A 20,837-nucleotide genomic window follows, 5' to 3' on the forward strand; every position below is an offset into this window, starting at 1 on the left:
ACCGTGTTACTTGGTCGACTTCGGCAGCCAGTCGGCCGGCAGCCACTGCTGCGGCAGCCAACCTTGCCAGAAGGCATATGCCACGCCGGCGGCCAGCACCAGCACGATGGCGATCAGCCAGCCCCAGGACGTCGTGGACGAGCGGTCGTCGTCGGCGCTGGATTGGGGAATGGAATGCGCCGAATGCAGCGAACTGGGGCTGAGCTTGGCCGGGCCCGTGACGCGGGCCTTGGGGTCGAGCGAATCGACGATGGCCTCGGCGTCGGCGCCCAGCAGGCGCGCATAGTTGCGGACGAGGCCGCGCAAGGAAACGCCGGTGGGCAGGTGATCCCACTGTTCGTTTTCAAGGGCTTCGATCTGCTTGGTGGAAAACTTGATGCGGCTGGAGACCTCGTCGAGCGACCAGCCCTTGGATAGGCGCAGGCCGCGCAAGGCGGCGCCCACGCTGCCCACCGCGGCGGCGGACGAGTCGGAAACTGCAGAAGCGAAATCCTGCGTCATGCGTGCACCTGTTTAATTGGTATGGTCTGGCGCTGTGCGGCATTGCGCTCGGTGATCCGAGTGCGGTCCCGCACCTCTCCGGCCAGCTGGCCGCAAGCCGCATCGATGTCGTCGCCCCGGGTCTTGCGGACCGTGGTGATGATGCCGGCGTCCATGAGACGTTGGGCAAACACCTTCACCCGCGCCGAGGCCGATCGCTTCAGGCCGGAGGCGGGGAATGGGTTGAACGGGATGAGGTTCAGCTTGCAGCGCACCTGGCGTGCAATGTGGATCAGTTCCTTGGCGTGCTGGTCGGTGTCGTTGATGCCGTCCAGCATGCAGTATTCAAACGTGATGAAGTCGCGGGGCGCAAACGCGAGATAGCGTTCGCAGGCAGCCAGCAACTCTTTCAGCGGGTATTTCTTGTTCAGCGGCACGAGCTCGTCGCGCAGCGCGTCGTTGGGCGCGTGCAGCGAAACGGCCAGTGCCACGGGACAGTCTTGCGACAGGCGGTCCATCATGGGGACGACGCCGGAGGTAGACACGGTGACGCGGCGGCGCGACAGGCCGTACGCGTTGTCGTCGAGCATCAGGCGCAGCGCGGGCAGGACCTGGTCGTAGTTGAGCAGGGGTTCGCCCATGCCCATCATGACGACGTTGCTGATGACGCGCGTGTCTTCGGTGGTGCGGGCGCTTTCAAGGCGGGCCGTGCCGATGTCGGCTTCGAGCACGCGCTTGGCCCACCACAACTGGCCGATGATTTCGCTGGTCTTCAGGTTGCGGTTGAAGCCCTGGTGCCCGGTCGAGCAGAAGCGGCAGTTCACCACGCAGCCGGCCTGGCTGGAAATGCACAGTGTGCCGCGGTCGTCTTCGGGGATGAAGACGGTTTCGATGGCATTGCCCTGCCCCACGTCGAACAGCCACTTGCGGGTGCCGTCGGTCGAGCGCTGCTCGATGTTGACGGGCAATGCCTCGATGCGGCAATTCGACGCAAGCTGGCTGCGAAAATCGCGGGCCAGGTCGGTCATGGCGTCGAACGAATCGGCGCCGCGCTGGTGCATCCAGCGCTGCAACTGGCGGGCACGAAACGGCTTGCCGCCCCACTGCCCGACCAATTCGGACAGGGCGGAGCCGTCCAGCCCCAGCAGATTGATTCGTTCGACAGATTCCATAACCAGGTAAAACTTAAAGCGCTTTCAACAACTTAAGCCAAAAATTAACGGCTGTGGATGTTGATTTCGGGGAAGAAGAAAGCCACTTCGACAGCGGCCGTTTCCGGAGCGTCGGAGCCGTGGACGGCGTTGGCGTCGATGCTGTCGGCGAAATCGGCGCGGATGGTGCCGGCTTCAGCCTTCTTGGGGTCCGTGGCGCCCATCAGGTCGCGGTTCTTCTGGATGGCGTCTTCGCCTTCCAGCACTTGCACGAACACGGGGCCCGAGATCATGAAGTCGACCAGGTCCTTGAAGAAGGGACGGGCGGCGTGCACGGCGTAGAAACGCTCGGCGTCGGCGCGCGACAGTTGGGTCAGGCGGGCGGCGATGACCTTCAGGCCGGCTTGCTCGAAACGGCCGACGATCTGGCCGATCACGTTCTTGGCGACGGCGTCGGGCTTGATGATCGAGAGGGTGCGTTGGATGGACATAAAAGACTCCGAAAACTGATTTCTGACGGGTTTCTAGTTAATTGCTTGGCGGGGCTCGGGCCGTTCTGAACCACCGCCAAAACAGGATTCGACACTGCCGACCTGTCGGACGCATCCTGGAATGCAAGCGGGATTCCGGTTGCACGCGAATCCTATGATTCTGCACGCATTTCCGAAGGAATCCTCAATGAATTCAGGGACTTCTAAAAGGTTTACAGCAACCCGGCATTCTAACACGCCGAGAAGACCGCAATACATCTTAAAATGAGTGGTTTGCTGCCCGCTCCCTACCCGGGCGCCCCTGTCTGCCGGAACTTAGTAATGACTCAAGCTGCTCCCCCGAACGCCGCGCCCATCGCCGGCGAAACCCCGGAACTCTCGAAGAGCTTCGAACCCTCCGAACTGGAATCCCGCTGGTATGCCGAGTGGGACAAGCGCGGGTACTTCGCCGCGGGCCAGCATGTGGAAACGGGGACGGAAAGCCAGCCGTACGTCGTCCAGTTCCCGCCGCCCAACGTCACGGGCACGCTGCACATGGGCCACGCGTTCAACCAGACCATCATGGACGGGCTGGTGCGCTACCACCGCATGTCGGGCGACGACACCGTGTTCATCCCCGGCACCGACCACGCCGGCATCGCCACGCAGATCGTCGTTGAAAGACAGCTCGACGCCCAAAAGGTTTCGCGCCACGACCTGGGCCGCGAGAAGTTCGTCGAGAAAGTGTGGGAATGGAAGGAAAAGTCGGGCAGCGCCATCACCGGACAGGTGCGCCGCCTGGGCGCCTCGGCCGACTGGCCGCGCGAATACTTCACCATGGACGACCGCATGTCGCGCGGCGTGGTGGAAACCTTTGTCCGTCTGCATAAACAGGGACTGATCTATCGCGGCAAGCGCCTGGTCAACTGGGATCCCAAGCTGCTCACGGCCGTGTCCGACCTGGAAGTGCAGTCCGAAGAGACCGATGGCCACATGTGGCACATCCTGTACCCGTTCGTTGACGGCCCGCAGACCATCGTCGACAAGGATGGCCAGACCGTCACCCTGCGCGGCATGACCATCGCCACGACCCGTCCGGAAACCATGCTGGCCGACGGCGCGCTGTGCGTGCATCCCGACGATCCCCGCTACAAGCACCTGGTGGGCAAGCAGGTCGAACTGCCGCTTTGCGACCGCAACATTCCCATCATTGCCGACGACTTCGTCGACCCCGAATTCGGCACGGGCTGCGTGAAGATCACGGGCGCTCACGACTTCAACGACTACGCCTGCGCGATGCGTCACGATCTGCCGCTGATCGTGATCTTCACGCTGGACGCGCACATCAACGAAAACGGTCCCCAGCAGTTCCAGGGCATGGAACGCTACGAGGCCCGCAAGGCCGTTGTTGCGCAACTGGAGACCGAGGGCTATCTGGTCAAGGTCGAGCCGCACAAGATGATGCAGCCCAAGGGCGACCGCACCGGCGTCGTGCTCGAGCCCATGCTGACCGACCAGTGGTTCGTTGCCATGAGCAAGCCCGCGCCGGAAGGCACGCTGAACCCGGGCAAGAGCATCACCGAGGTTGCGCTGGAAGTCGTGGCCGACGGCCGCATCCAGTTCTACCCGGACAACTGGACCACCATCTACAACCAGTGGCTCAACAACATCCAGGACTGGTGCATTTCGCGCCAGCTCTGGTGGGGCCACCAGATTCCGGCCTGGTACTCGGAAGACGGCCAGGTGTTCGTCGCCCACGACGAAGCCGGCGCGATCGAACAGGCGCGCGCCGCTGGCGTCACGGGTCCGCTCACGCGCGATCCCGACGTGCTGGACACGTGGTTCTCGTCGGGCCTGGTGCCTTTCACGACGCTGGGCTGGCCTGAAAACACGCCGGACCTGCAGCGTTACCTGCCCTCCAGCGTCCTGGTCACGGGCTTTGACATCATCTTCTTCTGGGTGGCGCGCATGGTCATGCTGACCACGCACCTGACCGGCCAGATCCCGTTCAAGCACGTCTACGTGCACGGCCTCATCCGCGACGCCGACGGCCAGAAGATGAGCAAGTCCAAGGGCAACACGCTGGACCCGGTGGACCTGATCGACGGCATCGACCTGGACGGCCTGGTCGCCAAGCGCACCTACGGCCTGATGAACCCGAAGCAGGCCGGCGCGATCGAAAAGGCCACGCGCCGCCAGTACCCGGACGGCATCCCCGCCTACGGCACCGACGCGCTGCGCTTCACCATGGCGGCCTACGCCACGCTGGGCCGCAACATCAACTTCGACCTGAAGCGTTGCGAGGGCTACCGCAATTTCTGCAACAAGCTATGGAACGCCACGCGCTTCGTGCTGATGAACACCGAAGGCCATGACCTGACGGTGCCGGATGCCGGCGAGCTGTCCTTCGTGGACCGCTGGATCATCAGCCAGATGCAGACGCTGGAAGCCGACGTGGCGCGCGGTTTTGCCGACTACCGTTTCGACAACATCGCCAACGCGCTCTATCGCTACGTGTGGGACGAATACTGCGACTGGTACCTGGAACTGGCCAAGGTGCAGATCCAGACCGGCACGCCGGCCCAGCAACTGGGCACCCGCCGCACGCTGATCCGCGTCCTGGAATGCGTGCTGCGCCTGGCCCACCCGATCATCCCGTTCATCACGGAAGAGCTGTGGCAGAAGGTGTCTGTCGTGGCCGGCAAGCGCAAGGAAGGCGTTGCCGCCAGTGTCAGCGTGCAGCCCTACCCGAAGGCCAACCCGGATGCGGTGGACACCGCCGCCGAAGCCGACGTGGCCGAACTGAAGGCTCAGGTCGAAGCCGTGCGCGCGCTGCGCGGCGAGATGAGCCTGTCGCCCGCCCAGAAGGTGCCGCTGTGCGCCCAGGGCGACGCGCCGATGCTGACGCGCAACGCGCCGTACCTGGCCGCGCTGGCCAAGCTGAGCCAGGTCGACGTGCTGGACGTGCTGCCCGACGCCGGCGCGCCCGTGCAGGTCGTGGGCAGCAGCCGCCTGATGCTGCACGTTGAAGTCGACGTGGCCGCCGAGCGCGTGCGCCTGGACAAGGAAATCGCCCGTCTGGCCGGTGAAATCGCCAAGGCCAAGGGCAAGCTGTCCAACGCCAGCTTCGTCGAGCGCGCCCCCGCCGCCGTCGTCGAACAGGAAAAGGCCCGCATGGCGCAGTTCAGCGAAACCCTGCAGAAGGTGCAGGAGCAGCGCGCCAAGCTGGGCGACTGATCCCAGCGCCTGATGTGAAGCCCAGAAACCCCGGACATCGTTCCGGGGTTTTTTGTTTTTGGGGTTTGGCGGGGATCGGGTCGCGGACGCGGCCGTTCTTCAAACCCCGCCGTCCGTCATGCGGTACCAGCTCACCACTGCATTGACGTACAGGCGGCGGAGCGGATACAGCGGAAACGGCACGATCGGCGACAGCGGCACGGGCAACGCATTGGCATCGCCGGTGGCGACATATTCGGCCATGGCCGCGCCCATGCAGGTCTGCAAGCCGACGCCGCGGCCCTGACAGCCGATGTCCACCAGCAACCCGGGCTGCGGCGCATGCAGATGCGGCAGATAGTCGCGCGTGACGGCAACCCGGCCGCACCAGCGGTATTCAAAGGGCGTGCCCGCCACCTGCGGAAACATCTTCACCATCACGCGCTCAAGATGCGCCCAGTCCGACTCGCCCTTGGGCTCGCGGAAGGGGCCGCGGCCACCCATCAGCAAGCGGCCCTGGTGATCCAGACGAAAGTACAGCAACAGGTTGCGCGTGTCGGAGGTGACGTGGCCCTCGGGGAATATGCCCGCGCGGATGCGGTCCGGCAGCGGCGCGGTTGCCACCTGGAACGTGTTGGCGTCGATGATCGACGGCTTGAGACCGGGCCACAGATCGCCGCCGTAGGCATTGGTGCACATCACCACGCGATCGGCGCTGACCGAGGAACCGCGAGCCGTGGACACCGTCCACTTGCCGCCGTCACGCCTCAGACCGGTGACGGGCGTGTCGGTGTGCAGCGTCGCGCCCGCATTCAGCGCGGCGCGCGCCAGGCCCCGCGCGTAACTCAGCGGCTGCACCGCCCCTGCACGCCGGTCGACCCATCCGCCCAGGTATTTATCCGTGCCGATCAGGCGCGCGACCTGCGCGCGGTCCAGCGGCTGGGCGTCCGCGCCAAGGCGCGCCCATTGCGCCGCGCGGCCTTGCGCGATCCGCAGCGCCTGCGGCGTGTGCGCGCCCTGGATCCATCCGGCGCGCACGCGCGGCACGTCCATCGCATGCCGTTCGATCAGGTCAAAAACCACGTCCGCCGTCGCGCCGGCAAACCGTGTCAGCCGCTCCCCGCGCTCGGGGCCGAACATCGAAATCAGATCATCCGGGTCGTACTTCAATCCGGGAATGACCTGGCCGCCGTTGCGGCCCGATCCGCCGAAGCCAATCTCGCGCGCCTCCAGCAGTACGACCTTCACACCGCGCTCGGCCAGGTGCAACGCGGTGGACAAGCCGGCATAACCGCCGCCGATCACGGCGACATCGGCCTGCGCCGACGCGTCCAGCGGCCCGGTGGGCGGCGGCGGCGCCGCGGTGGCCGCCCACAGTGACGGGGAAAGCGGAAACGGCGCTGGCTGCATGGGGCTTCCTTCCTTACATGGGATGCAGCACGCGCCGCAGGAAGTCCTGCGTGCGCGGATGCTGCGGATGATTCAGCACTTCGCGGGCGGCGCCCTGCTCCACCATGACGCCGCCGTCAAAGAACATGACACGGTCGGCGACCTCGCGCGCAAAGCTCATTTCGTGGGTGACGACGACCATCGTCATGCCGGCCTCGGCCAGCTTGCGCATGACACCCAGCACATCGCCGACCAGTTCGGGATCGAGCGCCGAGGTGGGCTCGTCGAACAGGATCGCCTTGGGTTGCATCGCGAGCGCCCGCGCGATCGCCACGCGCTGCTGCTGTCCGCCGGATAGCTGGTTCGGATGCGCGTGCTCCTTGTCCGCCAGCCCCACGCTGGCCAGCAATTCGCGGCCGCGCTCCACCGCCAGGGCGCGAGGTTCCTTCTTCACGAAGATCGGGCCTTCGATGACGTTTTCCAGCGCCGTGCGATGCGGAAACAGGTTAAAGCGCTGGAACACCATCGCCACCTGCGTGCGGATCGACACGATGGAAGGCGCGTCGCAATCGACGAGCTCGCCGTCCACGGTGATGCGACCGGCGTTGTAGCGTTCCAGTCCGTTGATGCACCGCAGGATGGTCGACTTGCCCGAGCCGGACGGACCCACCACACACACGACCTCGCCCTGCCCGACTTCGGCGTCGATGCCTTTCAGGACCTCGAGCGGACCAAAGCTCTTCCTTACGCCTTGCAGGCTGATCATTTGATGGCGCTCCGCTTTTCCAGATGCCGCACCAGCAGGATGAGCGGCACGCACATCACCAGGTACATCAGCGCCACCAGTGTGAACACCGTGGCGTTCTTGAAGGTGGATACGGCGATGAGCTTGCCTTGCAGCGCCAGCTCGGCGACGGTGATGGTGGACGCCTGCGACGAGTCCTTCAGCATCATGATCATGATGTTGCCGTACGGCGGCAGGACGATCTTTACGGCCTGCGGCAGCACGACGCGCCGCATCGTGAGGCCCCAACCCATGCCCATGGCCATCGCCGCCTCGATCTGACCTCGGTCGATCGCCTGGATGCCCGCACGGAAGTTCTCCGCCTGATAGGCCGAATAGGCGATGCCCAGGCCGATGATGGCCGCATGCACAGCGCTCAGCGACACGCCCATGTCCGGCATCACGAAGTAGATGTAGAAGAGCAGCACGATGATCGGAATGCCGCGCAGCAGATTGACAAGGCCCGCGCTGAAGCCCGACAGATATTTGTTGCCGGACACCCGCATCAACGCCCATACCAGGCCCAGTACCGTGGACAGCGCAAGGGAACCCAGCGTGACCAGAATGGTGAGCTTGGCGCCCTCCAGCAGGATCGGCATGAACTCTGCCGCGTCTTTCAAGAATTCCGTCATGAGTCCACCCACTCCAAGAAGACAGCCCGCGATGACCGCTTGGGAAACGGCCAGAGAAGTGCCGCGGATGCGCTGCGTCCGCCGACGCGACCGAACGCGCCGGCGGGATGCTGCAAATGCCTGAACTGAGTCGGCCCGACCGGCATCACGCGCCGCCCAGACCCCACTTCTTCAGGATCGCGTCGATGGCGCCGTCGGCTTTCAGCTTGGCCAGCGCCTTGTTGATCCGATCAAGCAGCTCGGTGTCGTCCTTGCGCGTGGCAAGCCCAAGGCTTCCCATGATCGTCGGCTGGTACGACTGCGCCATCTTCAGGTTGGGATAGTTGCCCTGCGACAGGACGTACGCAGCGATGGGATAGTCCATGAAGCCGCCCTGGATGCGGCCGGCGTTGGCGTCGCGCATCATGTCTGGCGGGTTGTCGTAAAGCTTCACTTCCTTGAAGACGCCGCTCTTTTGAATGGGCTCGACAAAGGCCGTGCCGACCTGCACACCGACGGTCATGCCCTTCATGTCGGCGAAGGACTTGTATTCCTTGTTGTCGGTCTTGAGCACCATGAGGCCCTCGCCGTAGCGATAGACGGGCTCGGAAAAGCTCACCACCTGTTGGCGCTGCGGCGTGATGAACATCGCCGCCGACACGATGTCGATGCGCTTGGATGTCAGCGATCCGATCAGTGCGGAAAACGCCATGGGCTCTATCTGCACCGAGAACCCGGCCTCCTTGCCCACCGCTTTCACGATGTCGACCATCACGCCCTCGATGCTGTTCGTCTTGGTATCGAGAAAGGTGAATGGGCTGCCGGTGGGCGTGGACCCCACCTTCAATACCGTCTGGGCTTGGGCGCCCGCCGCCATGGACAATGCTGCGAATACAGAGACAACAAGAGTCTTGAATTTCATGACATATCCTCATCGTGGCAAAGAAGGCCGGGCCGCGTGTGGCGCGTCCGGTGGCGGCACGCTCCCCGCGCGTTCCGCCGCTTGAGTGCTGCGCGCTCAGGGCGCTTGTGGCGTGTTGTCCTCCGCGGCTTGAGTGATGTTGGAGATGGCCCAGATGACCTCGGTCGTCTGCGTCCCCGGATTGCACCAGCGGCGCGGCGTGCTGCTGGCGTAGCAAAAGCTGTCGCCCGCTTGCAGACGGATGACGCGGTCGCCCACCCATAGTTCGAGCACGCCCTTGAGCACCAGGCCGATCTGCTCGCCCTGCCCCGTCACGAAGAGCTCGGTGCCGGTGGAGCCGCCGGGCGCGATGGATGCGCGGCACAGGTCCATGCTGCGGCAGGCCGAGGGCGTGAACATCTCTTTGCTGATGCCCTTTTCCTTCAGGTCGATATGGCGGTGCGTGCCCGCGCGGGCGACGCGGCCATCCTCTTCGCCGCCGGTATGCTCGGCGTTGCGCAACAACGCATTGACCGACACGCGAAACTCGCGCGCCAGGAGATGAAGGACTTTGACGGAGGCCGAGCTCAACCCTCTTTCGATCTGGCTCAGCAGGCCGAGCGACATGCCGCAGGCCCGGGCGACGTCAGCCAGCGACCGTCCCTGTTGCTTGCGCAACTGACGCAACTGCTGACCCAGCCACAGATCGACGGCCGACTCCGGCCGCTGCGCGTGGGCGGGCGACGAGGGTGCTGCGCTGGCACGGCGAACGGCGGCAGAGCGGCTCATATGAAAATTTCATGTGCATGTAATTTTCAATACTAAGGAGCCGCAAAAACGCCCACAATCCAGGGACTTCCCTAGCGTTGTGGGCGTGGCGGGCCGGCGCGACAGTCAGGAGGCGTCGGACGGATTGCGCTTGGGATCGGCGCTGGAATCCGGGGTGGTGTCGGGCTGGTTCTGCCCCGTGGGCGCGGCATCCGCGGCGGGCTTGCGCGGGCGACGGCGTCTTGTGCCCGGCTCCGCAGGCAACGGCGTGCCGGCCAACTCGGCCAGATAGCGCTCGTCCAGCTTGCTCAGCCAGCCTTTCGCGCGCGCCGATTCGATGAGTTCGGGCCGGCGTGCGGCAGTCAACGCCAGCGACCGCTCGCGCCGCCAGCGCGCGATATTGGCGTGGTGCCCGCTCAACAGCGGCGCCGGCACCGCTTCGCCCTCGTAGACCTCCGGGCGCGTGTAGTGCGGGCTGTCCAGCAGGCCGGACAAGGTGTCGTTGAAGGAATCCTGCAGGGCGGAATCGCCGTCGTTGAGCACGCCTGGCAAAAGACGCACGGCGGCATCGATCACGGCAAGCGCCGCGATTTCACCACCGGAGAGGACGAAGTCGCCGAGCGAAATTTCCTGCGTGACGCAGCGATCAATGAAGCGCTGGTCCACACCTTCGTAGCGGCCGCAGATGAGAATGAGGCCATCGCTGGCGGCCAAGGCTTCGGCGCCCGCCTGGTCATAGCGCCGGCCGACCGGCGCAAGCAGCGCCACCGGGGCGGGAGTCAGGCCCTGTCCGGCGCGCGCCTGCTGGGCGGCATTGACGGCGGCTTCCAACGGGCCCGGCATCATCACCATGCCGGGGCCGCCGCCATAGGGGCGGTCGTCCACGGTGCGGTGTACGTCATGCGTGAAATCGCGGGGATTCCAGGCATGGAGCTGCCACCGGCCCTGGGCGTGGGCCCGGCCGGTGACGCCGAGGTCGCGCACCACCCCGAACATTTCGGGAAATAGCGTAACGACGTCGATACGCATCAAAAATCCGCGGGCCAGTCGCTGTCGATGCGGCGGGCAGCCAGATCAACGGCGTGGATATGCGCGCGTACGAACGGTACAAGCATTTCGGCGGGTCGGCCCTTGGCGTCCAGGACGGGTTCGAGGCTGTCGCCTTCACCCTTCTGCAGCAGGACCTTCAACACGGCGTGAGCGCCGTTGTCGAGGACCTCGCTGACCACGCCAATTCGGGCGGGTTCGCCGTTGGCGCTGGAGTACAGCGCGCAACCAATGAGATCGACCCAGTAGTATTCGTCTTCCTCGGGCGCGGGAAATGATCCGCGCGGCGCTTGCACGGTATGTCCGCGCAACGCTTCGGCCTGGTCGCGATCCGTGATGCCCTGCAGTTGCGCCACCACGGTGGCTCCCTGCGAACGGACTTGCAAGATCTTGAATGCGACAGGCGCAGACGCGACAGCGCCCCGCGCCAATTCAGGCACAGGGCGAGTCAACCACCATTGAGACGCTGAGAGCAGCACTTCGGCGTTGGCCGAATGCGGCTGCACTTTAACCCAGCCTTTCACACCGTAGGCTGCAGTGATGCGGCCCAGCTCGACCAAATCCGTAGGCGCCGCGTTTGAGGTTGCGGCATCAGGCATTTATCGTGCTCTTTATCAGGCTTGGATAGCAATGAAGCAGCCAGGAATATCCGCTTTCAAGCGCGAGGCTCTAAGCGTGGAAAACCTGCTGCTCCAGAATCAGCTAAGGATGTGCGTCGCGGGCAATTAGGCCGCGGCGGAAACCTTGGCTGAGTATTCCTTGACCAGACGCTCGACGGCGGGCGACAGTTGCGCGCCGGTGCCGGTCCAGTACTGCACGCGATCCAGCGCAATGCGCAGGTTTTCCGTGCCTTCGCTAGCCACGGGGTTGTAAAAACCCACGCGCTCGATAAAACGGCCGTCGCGACGGTTACGCGAATCGGTGGCCACCAGGTTGTAGAACGGACGCTTCTTGGACCCACCGCGGGCCAGGCGAATCACCACCATAGGTAATCCCTTGAATTAGTTGTGAAAAACGGGAAATTCTAGCACTGAAAGGAGCCTGCTGGCAAATGCGAGTGCCGAAGAATCTGTGATGCAGTGCGATTTGTATCCTAAAACACCACATCCGGGTATTCTACAAGCACGAGCCCAGCCCTGCTGCGGCTCGATCTGCAGGTGGCCCGGTCGTGGTTGCACTCGCCTTCGTGTGCGCAGTTTCGCCGGTACCTTCATCTGCGGCCTACCCCGGTTGTCATGCGTTTGAGCAGTTGGTGCGTCTGAAGAGCAATCTGATTGGAGAGATCGGATTTCATGTCGACCCGCGCAATACGCTACGCCCTGCCCTTGCTGGCCGCCATGAAGCGGCAGCCTCCTCCTGCCACCCCGACTTTGCTGCAAGCGCCCGGAAGATCCAGGCTGCGTTGCCGCGCCCCTGCCTGACTCCGCTTTTCCCCACAAAAAGTCGTTTAACTGGAGTGTGCAAACCATGAAGAACCAAAAATCAGTCTTCTCACCCGTTGCGCGCCTGGCGATGGCGGGATTGCTGGCGGGAGCGCTGGCGTTACCCACCGAGGCGCCCGCGCGCGTGATCGGGGCGGCACTGACGACGGCCTCCGGCCAGGTGACGGCGGTGGACCAGGCCAGCCGGACCATCACCCTGCGCGGCGCCGACGGCAATACCGTGGACATCGTGGCCGGACCGGACATCCGCAACTTCAAGCAGATCAAGGCGGGCGACACGCTGACGCTGGACTACTACGAGTCGGTGGCCGTGGACGTGCGTCCCGCCGGTTCCGGTGCGCCTGAAGTCGTGACCGAGACCGCCGCGACACGGTCGGCCAAGGGCGCGATGCCCGGCGGCGCAGTGGGCCGGCAGACCACGATCACGGCCGAGATCTGGCACATCAACCGGAGCGCAAACCTGGTGATCCTGAAGGGACCCCAAGGCGGCAGGCGCACCATCCAGGTCAGGGATCCGGCGCTGCGCGAAAAACTTCAGCAGTTGAAGGAAGGCGATCTGGTGGACTTCACGATCACGCAGGCGGTCGCTGCAGCCATTCACAGGTAGGCAAGGACACGCCGGTATAAAGGGCCGCCCCAAAAAGGGAGAAAATTCGCCAAAGTGACGCCCGCAAAGAACAAGGCCCGCTTTCAAGCGGGCCCTGTTCATGAAGCGACTGCCCGCCCGGCTAGCGCCGGCGCAGGAAATGCACGCAGCGACCGTCGGCCTCTTGCTGCGCGACCAGCGCATTGCCGGTCTGACGCGCAAATGCCTGGAAATCGCGGATCGCATTGCGGTCCGTCGTGATGACGCGCACGACCTGCCCGCTTTCCATCGTTGCAAGCGCCTTCTTGGCGCGCAGGATGGGCAAGGGGCACGTGAGCCCGCTGGCATCGACGTCTTGGTCGAACACCGGCGCCTCGGCGCCGGCATCGAGACGGGAATCGACGTCGCTCATCAGAGGCGCTCGTCCACCCACTTCTGCACGCCAGCGATGGCTGCGGGCAGCGCAGCAATATCCGTGCCGCCGCCCATGGCCATGTCGGGGCGGCCACCGCCCTTGCCGCCCACCTGGCTGGCGACAAAGCCCACCAGATCGCCCGCCTTGATGCGGTCGGTCAGGTCGGCGGTGACGCCACCGACCACGCTGATCTTGCCATCGGCCGAGCCGGTGGCCAGCAGCACGACAGCAGGCTTCAGGCGATCTTTCAGGTTGTCGACCATGCCGCGCAGCGCCTTGGGATCGACGTCGCCGATGCTAGCCGCCAGAACCTTGATGCCCTTGACGTCGACCGCGGCGCTGGAGGCCAGGTCATTGCCGGCGCTGGCCGCGAGCTTGTTGCGCGACTGCTCCAGTTCCTTTTCGAGCGTCTTGACCTGGTCTTGCACCTGCGCAATGCGCGCCGGCAGATCGGCCGGGGTGCTGCGCAGCATGCCGGCCACCTGGGTCAGCAAGGCGTTCTGGTTCTGCACCCAGGCCAGCGCGTTGTCACCGGTGATGGCTTCGATGCGGCGGACGCCCGCGGCCACGCCGCCTTCGGACACGATCTTGAACAGGCCGATATCGCCCGTGCGGGTGACGTGCGTGCCGCCGCAGAGTTCGCGCGAGAAGCCGATGTCGAGCACTCGCACGGTGTCGCCGTATTTTTCACCGAACAGCGCCATGGCGCCGCCCTTGACCGCATCGTCGTAGCCCATGACCTGGGCAACGGTGGGATGGTTGGCCAGGACTTCGGCGTTGACGATGGCTTCGACGCGGGCGATCTGCTCAGCCGTCAGCGGGGCATCCTGCGCGAAGTCGAAACGGGTCTTGTCGGGATCGACGAGCGAGCCGCGCTGCTGCACGTGCGCGCCCAGCACTTGGCGCAACGCCTTGTGCATCAGGTGCGTGGCCGAGTGGTTGCGCACCGTGCGGGCGCGGCGGACGGCGTCCACGCGGGCCAGCAGCGTGTCGCCGACGGCCAGCGAGCCGGACTCTAACGTGCCGTGATGGCCGAACACGCCGGACTGGATCTTGAGGGTGTCGGCGACGGCAAAGCGCACGCCATCGGCTTCCAGCAGACCGGTATCGCCGACCTGGCCGCCCGACTCCGCATAGAACGGGGTGGCGTCCAGCACGACGACGGCGCTTTGGCCGGCCTTGACTTCCTGCACCTGCGTGCCGTCCACGTACAGGGCCGTGACCTTGACGTTGTCCAGCTCAAGCTTTTCGTAGCCTTCGAAACGCGTTTCGGCGCCTTCGTAGCTGAGGCCTTCGGCCATCTTGAACTTGCCGGCCGCGCGGGCCTGGTCACGCTGGCGTTCCATGGCGACTTCAAAGCCGGCCATGTCGACTTCGACTTCGCGTTCACGGCAGATGTCGGCCGTGAGGTCGACCGGGAAGCCGTAGGTGTCGTACAGCGTGAACAGCGTGGTGCCGTCCAGCACGCCGCCCTTGGGCACGTTGGCCAAGGCGGTGTCCAGGATGCGCATGCCGTGTTCGAGGGTTTCGCCGAAGCGTTCTTCTTCCTGCTTGAGGACCTGGGCCACGCGATCCGCGGCGGCGGCCAGTTCCGGGTAGGCCTCGCCCATTTCGGCGACGAGATCCGGCACCAGGCGATGGAAGAAGGGTTTGGTCTGGCCCAGCTTGTAGCCGTGGCGCAGCGCGCGGCGCACGATGCGGCGCAGCACGTAGCCGCGGCCTTCGTTGCTGGGGATCACGCCGTCGACGATGAGGAACGAGCAGGCGCGGATGTGGTCGGCGATGACCTTGAGCGAGTTGTCTTTGAGGTCCTTGATGCCGGTTTCGCGCGCGGCGGCGGCGATCAGGTGCTGGAAGAGATCGATTTCGTAGTTGGAATGCACATGCTGCAGGACGGCGGCGATGCGTTCCAGACCCATGCCCGTGTCGACACAGGGACGCGGCAGGCGCGGCATGTTGCCGGCGGCATCGCGTTCGAATTGCATGAACACCAGGTTCCAGATTTCGATGTAGCGGTCGCCGTCTTCTTCGGGGGATCCCGGGGGGCCGCCCCAGATCTCGGGGCCGTGGTCAAAGAAGATTTCGGAGCACGGACCGCAGGGGCCGGTGTCCGCCATCTGCCAGAAGTTGTCGGACGCGTAGCGTGCGCCCTTGTTGTCGCCGATGCGGATGATGCGCTCGGTCGGCACGCCCACTTCCTTGGCCCAGATGTCATAGGCCTCGTCGTCTTCCTGGTAGACCGTCACCCAGAGCTTTTCCGCCGGCAGCTTGTAGACCTGCGTCAGCAGCTCCCAGGCGTACTGGATGGCGTCGCGCTTGAAGTAGTCGCCAAAGCTGAAATTGCCCAGCATTTCGAAGAACGTGTGGTGGCGGGCGGTGTAGCCCACGTTCTCCAGGTCGTTGTGCTTGCCCCCGGCGCGCACACTGCGCTGCGACGAGGTGGCACGCGTGTACGACCGCGATTCCTTGCCCGTGAAGACGTCCTTGAACTGAACCATGCCCGAATTGGTGAAGAGCAGGGTCGGGTCGTTGCCCGGGACGAGCGACGACGAGGGAACAATGGTGTGTCCCTTGGACTTGAAGAATTGCAGGAACTGCTGGCGAATCTCGGAGGATTTCATCGTGGATGAAGCAGAATTTAGGGCGAATCGCCAATTATAGAGGGTTGGCGGGGATACGCGGGATATGGGCGGAATGGCCATCATCGGACGCAGACGAAACCCGTGGTCCAACCCTCGGTTTCCGTCCATTTCCCGCCGGCGGACACGATGACCTCGGCGTAGCCGGGCGGGCAGGAACACTGGCCCGTGCGAGGATTGGCCGTAGACAAGCCCGTGTAATGGAAGCAGCCGAGCGGATAGTTGGTGCTGTAGGCGCCCCCAAAGCCTCCGCTTGCCTGCGTCCAGATGCCGGATTCGCAGGAAAGCAGCTGACCGGCGGCCGAGGTGGCCAGCGTTCCGCCTGAAACGCCGCAGGCATGGCCTGGGATCTCCCGGGCTCCGACGGTGACGTAACCACCGGCGTCCACGTTGCCTGCGACAGAGAGATTGCCTTGCAGATCCGGATCGCGGGTGTCGCGCATCTTCACATAGCCGCTCATGTCAGGCTGCCCGGCGCCAGCGCCCGCCCACAGGGCAAGCGTGCCAGGCGGATACGCGAGCGCGTCGGCCGCCGGCGGGTTGGGAAACGCATAGGCGGCGCCTCGCAACTGGAACGGCGCTTGCGGCCATACGGCCCCGCCATAGCCGCCCGCGGACGCGATGACCGAAGCCATGGCGACCTCGTCCGGCAATTGCGTCCCCTTTTTCAGCAAAGGTTTGTCGGCAGCGACGACGCCGTCGATCCGGCAAGGCTCGTCGGGACAGGCCTGGCTGCGCAGGAGCCGGATGTCCGCGCCGAAACCCAGCGCCGACCGGTCGGGAAAGTCCGCAGGCAGGTGGCCTTGCACCCGAAGCTCGGAAAGCGTGGGCCGCAGCGCATCGCCGAACAGCGGCTGGCCCTGGCTGTCCTGAGGAGGCTCCCCCTTGGTCAGCGCCTCGGAGTGCCGGGACAGCACATCCGTCACCGCCAGCCGGATCTGCGTCAGCCAGACGCCCGTTGAACGGGCGGCAGATGCCTCGATGCCGTGGACGACCGCGTTGGATGCCCAGATGGCGATGGCCGTGGTGATAGCCAGCGCCAGCGCCAGGCCGATGAGAGAAAAGCCTGCCTGCTGGCACACCAACGGACGCTGACGCCCCGCCGGGAAAAGCCGGACCTCCCGGTGCGCGCTCATCGTGCAGTGAAGACAAAAGTGTTTACGTCGCCCTGGCTGCACTGCGCCTGGGCCTGCGCGGCGCGGTATGGCGTCGCGGGATTGGTGATGGAATCCTTGACGACCTTGGCGCCGCTGCTGCCGCTGATGGAGATGATTTCCGACACCCGTTGAAGCACGGACGCGAGCGCTGGGCAGGCTGCGTGGCTGACATTGGTGAGCGTGAGCGTGAACGCCGAGCCCATCCCCGCGCCGTCGACGGACGCGGGCTCGACTTGCACCACGCCGCTGCCGCCGATGCCGGAGCCGCCCAGGCCATGCGCCACGCTCGCCGCGGCGCCCGCGCCCTGCACCGAGAGCACCGTGGAGTCGCGCAGCGCGTTGGCCAGGGCGCCGGTGTCCAGCCCCGTGTACGGTGTCACGCCACCGCCTTGCGCGTTGATCTTCATGCTGGCGATGAACCGCTGCAATTCCTCGCCGACCTTCGGCACTTTGTTTTCAATGACATACCCGCCAATGGCAGGGATGCCGACGATGGCGATGAGCAGAACGATGGCCGTGACGATGGACACTTCCATCAAGGAAAATCCGCGCTGGTTCGCACCAAGGGATCGGGACAGACTGACTGCGTTCATGAATATCCTCATTGATTAAAGTGCGCGGCGAGCCGCGCCGTTGCCGCCAACCCGCGGAGCACTACTGGCTGGCATAGAAATTGGTCAGTGCCTGGCGCAGCTCGTCTATCACCGCGTAATGCCACAGCGTGATGCCCAGCACCGTGGCCAGGGAAAGGATCAGCAAGCACCAGCGCAGCACGAGCGCCTGGCGCCGCACCCGGGCCAACAGGCGGACCTCGACGCGCTGGCGCACGCGGGCCAGGCCCGGCTCGACGCCGAGCGCGTCCATCAGGTCCGCCATGTACCACCACGTTTGGGAGTCCAGCAGTCCGGTGCCGAAGATTTCTGCGCCGCTGGCGCCTGCGTCGATGCGGCCAAGCATGGCGTGCAGATGCGAGAGCAGCCACGGCGAGGCGTCGCGCGCCTGCACGGCCAGCGCGCGGCGCAATCGCGTGTCGGCCGCGCCGTGCTGCCGGATGAGCACGGCCAGCAGCGACAGAAAGCGGATGGCCTGGAAATCGCGATACAGCCGCCAGAGCAGCCAACGGTCGAGCATGGCGCGAAGATCGCCGGTGAAGTTCGCCAGCGACCAGAGGGCGAGCATGACCACGCCAAATATCAGGACGACCCACAGCGCAAGCCACTGCTTCAAACCGCCCGCCAAAGCGAACAGCCAGCGCGTGAGCGACGCATAGTCTTCGGCGGGCACGGCCTGAAAGACCTGCTGCAGCCGTGGCACGCTGAAGAACGGAATGGCGCACAGCAACGCGAAGGCCACCAAGGCGGCAACGACGCCCGTGGCGGCTGCCGACAGCAATGCCGACCAAGCCTCGGACGCCAGGCGGACGGCGCGCGCCAGGTCGCGCAGCGCCGCGGGCAGATCGCCGCCTTCTTCCTGCACGCAACTGAGCAGCAGGCATTCGTCGTGCGGCAGCGTGTCGGACCAGGCGACGCCCAGGTCCCCGCCGGCGCCCAGATACGCGGCAGCCCAGTGCTGACAGAGGCGGCCGCGCACCGTCTCGGGCCCGTACCGGCTGGCGTCGTCCTCGAAGATGTCGCGCAGGCTCTTTCGGCCTTGCGTGCCTTCGACGACATCTGCCAGATATTCGTAATAATCCGCGCGCTGCGGCCGAAAGCGCAGCGCGTCCAGCCGTAGCTGGCGTGTACCTGCTGACCGCAGGGACCCGCGCGATGCCGGCAACGCGAGATCAGCCATGGTGCGCTCCTTCAGAGCGGGCCGTGCCGGCCTCCTGCGCAAGCGCCGCGGGCTGTAGCGGAGCGGCCGATCCCGTGCGCAGGCTGGGCACGATGGGCAATTCGAACCGGCGCAACAGCGTGCGCGGATCGATCTCTCCCAGGCTCGTCCGATACAGCGCGCAATCCAGCGCCCGCGCGCCGCGCGTGCCGGCGTCTCGCCACGCACTGCGCGTGGCAGGCTGGAACTGTTGCTTCAGTGCGTGGTTGTCGCGCTGCCGCACTTGGTCTAGAAAGCCCGGCACGCGATCGGGTTCGATCATTTCGGCGGCAACGCTGCGCCCCGCCGTTCCGTTCAATTCCGGCATGTGATCGCGCCGGCACGCGGGGCAGCCTGCTTCGTTTCTGACCCGGAGCGACTCGGCGTGCAGATCGAACGCGTCTTGCATGCCCAGCACCCAGCCGCGCCAGTCCCATGCTTGCACATGCCGAGCGTGGACGCCCGACCACAGGCTGTCCACGGGCAACGCGCAGCCGGGGCACAGGCGTGGCAGCAGCGTCTGATAGATCAAGAGCTTGAGAATGCCGGGCGACGCGAGAAACTCGCGTGACACGCCGATGGCGTCGGATGCCAGGCGCTCGGGAATCATCGCGGCCGATCCGGCGTGTGTCGTGGCGTACAGGCTGACGCCGGAACTGGCGAGATCCATGAACGCGCGGCCGGTCTGCGTGTCGCGGATCTCGCCGATCAGCAGGTCGTTCATCGCCGAGCGCTTGATGGTCTTGAGCTTGGCATCCAGCGTCGGCCACGCCGCGTCCGCCAGCGCGCCCGTCAGCGTGTTCTGCAACGCGTTGCCAATGTGGTATTCCACCGGGTCTTCAAGCGTGATGACCTTGCGCGTGGGCGCGATGCCGCGCATCAGCGCGGCGATGGTGGTGGACTTGCCCGAGCCGACCACGCCCGCCAGCACGATGGCCCCACCCTCGCGCTCACGCACCCGCAACAGGGTTTCCGCCTGGCCGGGCAGGTATCCCAAGGCCAGGAGGTCGCCGTTGACGGTTGCATCCAACCGCAGGATCCGCAGGCACACGGAAGGCCCCGCGTCCGCCGCCAGCGACGCCCAGCGCAGCACGATGGGCGCCGCGTCCACGGTCAGCGAAATGCGCCCCTGCTGCTCGAGCGCCGGATCGAACACGGCGCCATTGCCGCCGCGTACGTCCATCCACGCCACGGCAAGGACTTCGAGCAGCGTGGCGCTGGAAAGGCCGGCGAAACGGTCGGAGCCGACGTACTCGCCGTGGATGGTGTAGCGAATTTCGCTGGCATCACGCCGCTGGTCCACGTTGATGTGGACGTCGCTGGCGCCTTGAACCACGCCCCAGCGGACGATGTCGAGAAACAGGGCGGCGAGCGCCGAGGCGCGTTCGGCCGGGTTGGCCCGCGCTGAGCGCCCGGGACTGGGCGCCGTGTACTGGCCGCGCGCGATCATCAGCAGGAGCGGCGCCGGGACGACGTATCGCGCGGGACTTGCCATGCGATAGCCAGCCGCCTTCACCATGCGCTCGACCTCGTCGATCTGATCGCCGACGGTGTATTCCTTGACGGCAAAGATCGCGGCCAGGCCGCCCTCGAGCAGGACCGGGCACAAGCGTCCGGCCAGCGCCGCCAGATCAAACTGACGGCTCAGAGCGCGCACAAAGGCGGGATCCATGCCAGCGACGTCTTCGGGCGTATGCAGCTCGGGCGGGCGAACGAGCGTGTCCGCGATGGGCTGGGTCTGCGTCATCATGGGTGTCCGCCCCCGGCGTCTAGGCACGCGGTCTGGTCGCGGCCGTCGCGCTGCACGCGGACGCAGGCGCCGTCGATGGCCAGCAGACGATACGGCGCGGCCAGACTGCCTCCTGCCACGGGATCGGCGCGGCCAGCCCGATAGCGCTGCAGCGTGCCATTGACGACGATGTCAACGTTCAAGCGGCTGGCCGTGCCGAAGATTGCGGTCACGCGTATGTCG

20 protein-coding genes are annotated in these 20,837 nt (G+C 65.4%); 2 read left to right on the plus strand and 18 right to left on the minus strand.

Annotated features, from left to right (window positions below; all coding sequences use genetic code 11):
- Positions 1-6 precede the first annotated feature (6 nt).
- Genes B2W22_RS00275 through ndk form a run of 3 tightly spaced genes read right to left on the minus strand, consistent with a single transcriptional unit; the run spans position 7 to position 2,122 of the window.
- Positions 7-501 (minus strand): helix-turn-helix domain-containing protein, encoded by a 495-nt coding sequence (locus B2W22_RS00275; RefSeq protein ID WP_175184960.1) that lies wholly within the window; start codon positions 499-501, stop codon positions 7-9.
- A complete protein-coding gene (gene rlmN, locus B2W22_RS00280) occupies positions 498-1,652 on the minus strand; it encodes a 23S rRNA (adenine(2503)-C(2))-methyltransferase RlmN (protein WP_286935886.1) in 1,155 nt (384 codons plus the stop codon). The genes B2W22_RS00275 and rlmN overlap by 4 nt, the downstream gene beginning before the upstream one ends.
- Before the next feature lie 44 nt (positions 1,653-1,696).
- The gene (gene ndk, locus B2W22_RS00285; protein ID WP_175125038.1) at positions 1,697-2,122 is read right to left on the minus strand and encodes a nucleoside-diphosphate kinase; all 426 of its coding nucleotides are present in this window, start codon (positions 2,120-2,122) and stop codon (positions 1,697-1,699) included.
- Between the two features lie 321 nt (positions 2,123-2,443).
- On the opposite strand from ndk, the gene B2W22_RS00290 reads away from it, so the two are divergent.
- Positions 2,444-5,338 carry a valine--tRNA ligase gene (locus B2W22_RS00290; RefSeq protein ID WP_175139243.1) on the plus strand — a complete coding sequence of 965 codons (2,895 nt, stop codon included), beginning with the start codon at positions 2,444-2,446 and terminating at the stop codon, positions 5,336-5,338.
- A 99-nt stretch (positions 5,339-5,437) separates the two neighbouring features.
- Here B2W22_RS00290 and B2W22_RS00295 read toward each other — a convergent pair whose 3' ends face one another.
- From B2W22_RS00295 to rpsP, 8 genes are all read right to left on the minus strand, one after another.
- The gene (locus tag B2W22_RS00295; protein ID WP_286935887.1) at positions 5,438-6,727 is read right to left on the minus strand and encodes an NAD(P)/FAD-dependent oxidoreductase; all 1,290 of its coding nucleotides are present in this window, start codon (positions 6,725-6,727) and stop codon (positions 5,438-5,440) included.
- Positions 6,728-6,740: 13 nt separating this feature from the next.
- Positions 6,741-7,472: an amino acid ABC transporter ATP-binding protein gene (locus tag B2W22_RS00300; protein WP_175125041.1), complete on the minus strand. Its 732-nt coding sequence runs from the start codon at positions 7,470-7,472 to the stop codon at positions 6,741-6,743.
- Positions 7,469-8,122 carry an amino acid ABC transporter permease gene (locus tag B2W22_RS00305; RefSeq protein WP_175125042.1) on the minus strand — a complete coding sequence of 218 codons (654 nt, stop codon included), beginning with the start codon at positions 8,120-8,122 and terminating at the stop codon, positions 7,469-7,471. The genes B2W22_RS00300 and B2W22_RS00305 overlap by 4 nt, the downstream gene beginning before the upstream one ends.
- 145 nt (positions 8,123-8,267) lie before the next feature.
- Positions 8,268-9,023, minus strand: a complete 756-nt coding sequence (locus tag B2W22_RS00310; RefSeq protein WP_056571455.1) for an ABC transporter substrate-binding protein — start codon at positions 9,021-9,023, stop codon at positions 8,268-8,270.
- A 96-nt stretch (positions 9,024-9,119) separates the two neighbouring features.
- Positions 9,120-9,791, minus strand: a complete 672-nt coding sequence (locus tag B2W22_RS00315; protein WP_286935888.1) for a helix-turn-helix domain-containing protein — start codon at positions 9,789-9,791, stop codon at positions 9,120-9,122.
- 105 nt (positions 9,792-9,896) lie between these two features.
- A complete protein-coding gene (trmD, locus tag B2W22_RS00320) occupies positions 9,897-10,799 on the minus strand; it encodes a tRNA (guanosine(37)-N1)-methyltransferase TrmD (protein ID WP_254594233.1) in 903 nt (300 codons plus the stop codon).
- Entirely contained in the window at positions 10,799-11,416 is a 618-nt protein-coding gene (gene rimM, locus B2W22_RS00325) for a ribosome maturation factor RimM (RefSeq protein ID WP_175184955.1), read from the minus strand. The genes trmD and rimM overlap by 1 nt, the downstream gene beginning before the upstream one ends.
- A 126-nt stretch (positions 11,417-11,542) precedes the next feature.
- On the minus strand, positions 11,543-11,803 hold the full coding sequence (gene rpsP / locus B2W22_RS00330) for a 30S ribosomal protein S16 (RefSeq protein WP_008165084.1): 261 nt from the start codon (positions 11,801-11,803) through the stop codon (positions 11,543-11,545).
- A 481-nt stretch (positions 11,804-12,284) separates the two neighbouring features.
- Between rpsP and B2W22_RS00335 the strand changes: the two genes are divergently transcribed.
- Positions 12,285-12,866, plus strand: coding sequence for a hypothetical protein (locus tag B2W22_RS00335; protein ID WP_239214619.1), 582 nt, complete (start codon positions 12,285-12,287; stop codon positions 12,864-12,866).
- Positions 12,867-12,987: 121 nt separating this feature from the next.
- On the opposite strand, the gene B2W22_RS00340 is transcribed toward B2W22_RS00335, so the two are convergent.
- From B2W22_RS00340 to B2W22_RS00370, 7 genes are all read right to left on the minus strand, one after another.
- Positions 12,988-13,257, minus strand: coding sequence for a sulfurtransferase TusA family protein (locus tag B2W22_RS00340; protein WP_175125046.1), 270 nt, complete (start codon positions 13,255-13,257; stop codon positions 12,988-12,990).
- Positions 13,257-15,881: an alanine--tRNA ligase gene (gene alaS / locus B2W22_RS00345; RefSeq protein ID WP_175125047.1), complete on the minus strand. Its 2,625-nt coding sequence runs from the start codon at positions 15,879-15,881 to the stop codon at positions 13,257-13,259. The genes B2W22_RS00340 and alaS overlap by 1 nt, the downstream gene beginning before the upstream one ends.
- An 80-nt stretch (positions 15,882-15,961) precedes the next feature.
- Positions 15,962-17,035, minus strand: coding sequence for a prepilin (locus B2W22_RS00350; RefSeq protein WP_175125048.1), 1,074 nt, complete (start codon positions 17,033-17,035; stop codon positions 15,962-15,964).
- Complete coding sequence (locus tag B2W22_RS00355; protein WP_175125049.1) at positions 17,032-17,649, minus strand: type 4 pilus major pilin; 618 nt, start codon at positions 17,647-17,649, stop codon at positions 17,032-17,034. Before B2W22_RS00355 ends, B2W22_RS00350 begins: the two co-directional genes overlap by 4 nt.
- A 61-nt stretch (positions 17,650-17,710) precedes the next feature.
- Positions 17,711-18,847 carry a general secretion pathway protein gene (locus B2W22_RS00360; RefSeq protein WP_175125050.1) on the minus strand — a complete coding sequence of 379 codons (1,137 nt, stop codon included), beginning with the start codon at positions 18,845-18,847 and terminating at the stop codon, positions 17,711-17,713.
- On the minus strand, positions 18,840-20,615 hold the full coding sequence (locus B2W22_RS00365; RefSeq protein WP_286935889.1) for an ATPase, T2SS/T4P/T4SS family: 1,776 nt from the start codon (positions 20,613-20,615) through the stop codon (positions 18,840-18,842). The genes B2W22_RS00360 and B2W22_RS00365 overlap by 8 nt, the downstream gene beginning before the upstream one ends.
- Complete coding sequence (locus tag B2W22_RS00370; protein ID WP_254594231.1) at positions 20,612-20,827, minus strand: hypothetical protein; 216 nt, start codon at positions 20,825-20,827, stop codon at positions 20,612-20,614. Before B2W22_RS00370 ends, B2W22_RS00365 begins: the two co-directional genes overlap by 4 nt.
- Between the last annotated feature and the right edge of the window lie 10 nt (positions 20,828-20,837).

Origin of the sequence: Achromobacter sp. UBA4530, from assembly GCF_002388205.1 — a bacterium.
Classification (GTDB): domain Bacteria; phylum Pseudomonadota; class Gammaproteobacteria; order Burkholderiales; family Burkholderiaceae_B; genus Achromobacter; species Achromobacter animicus.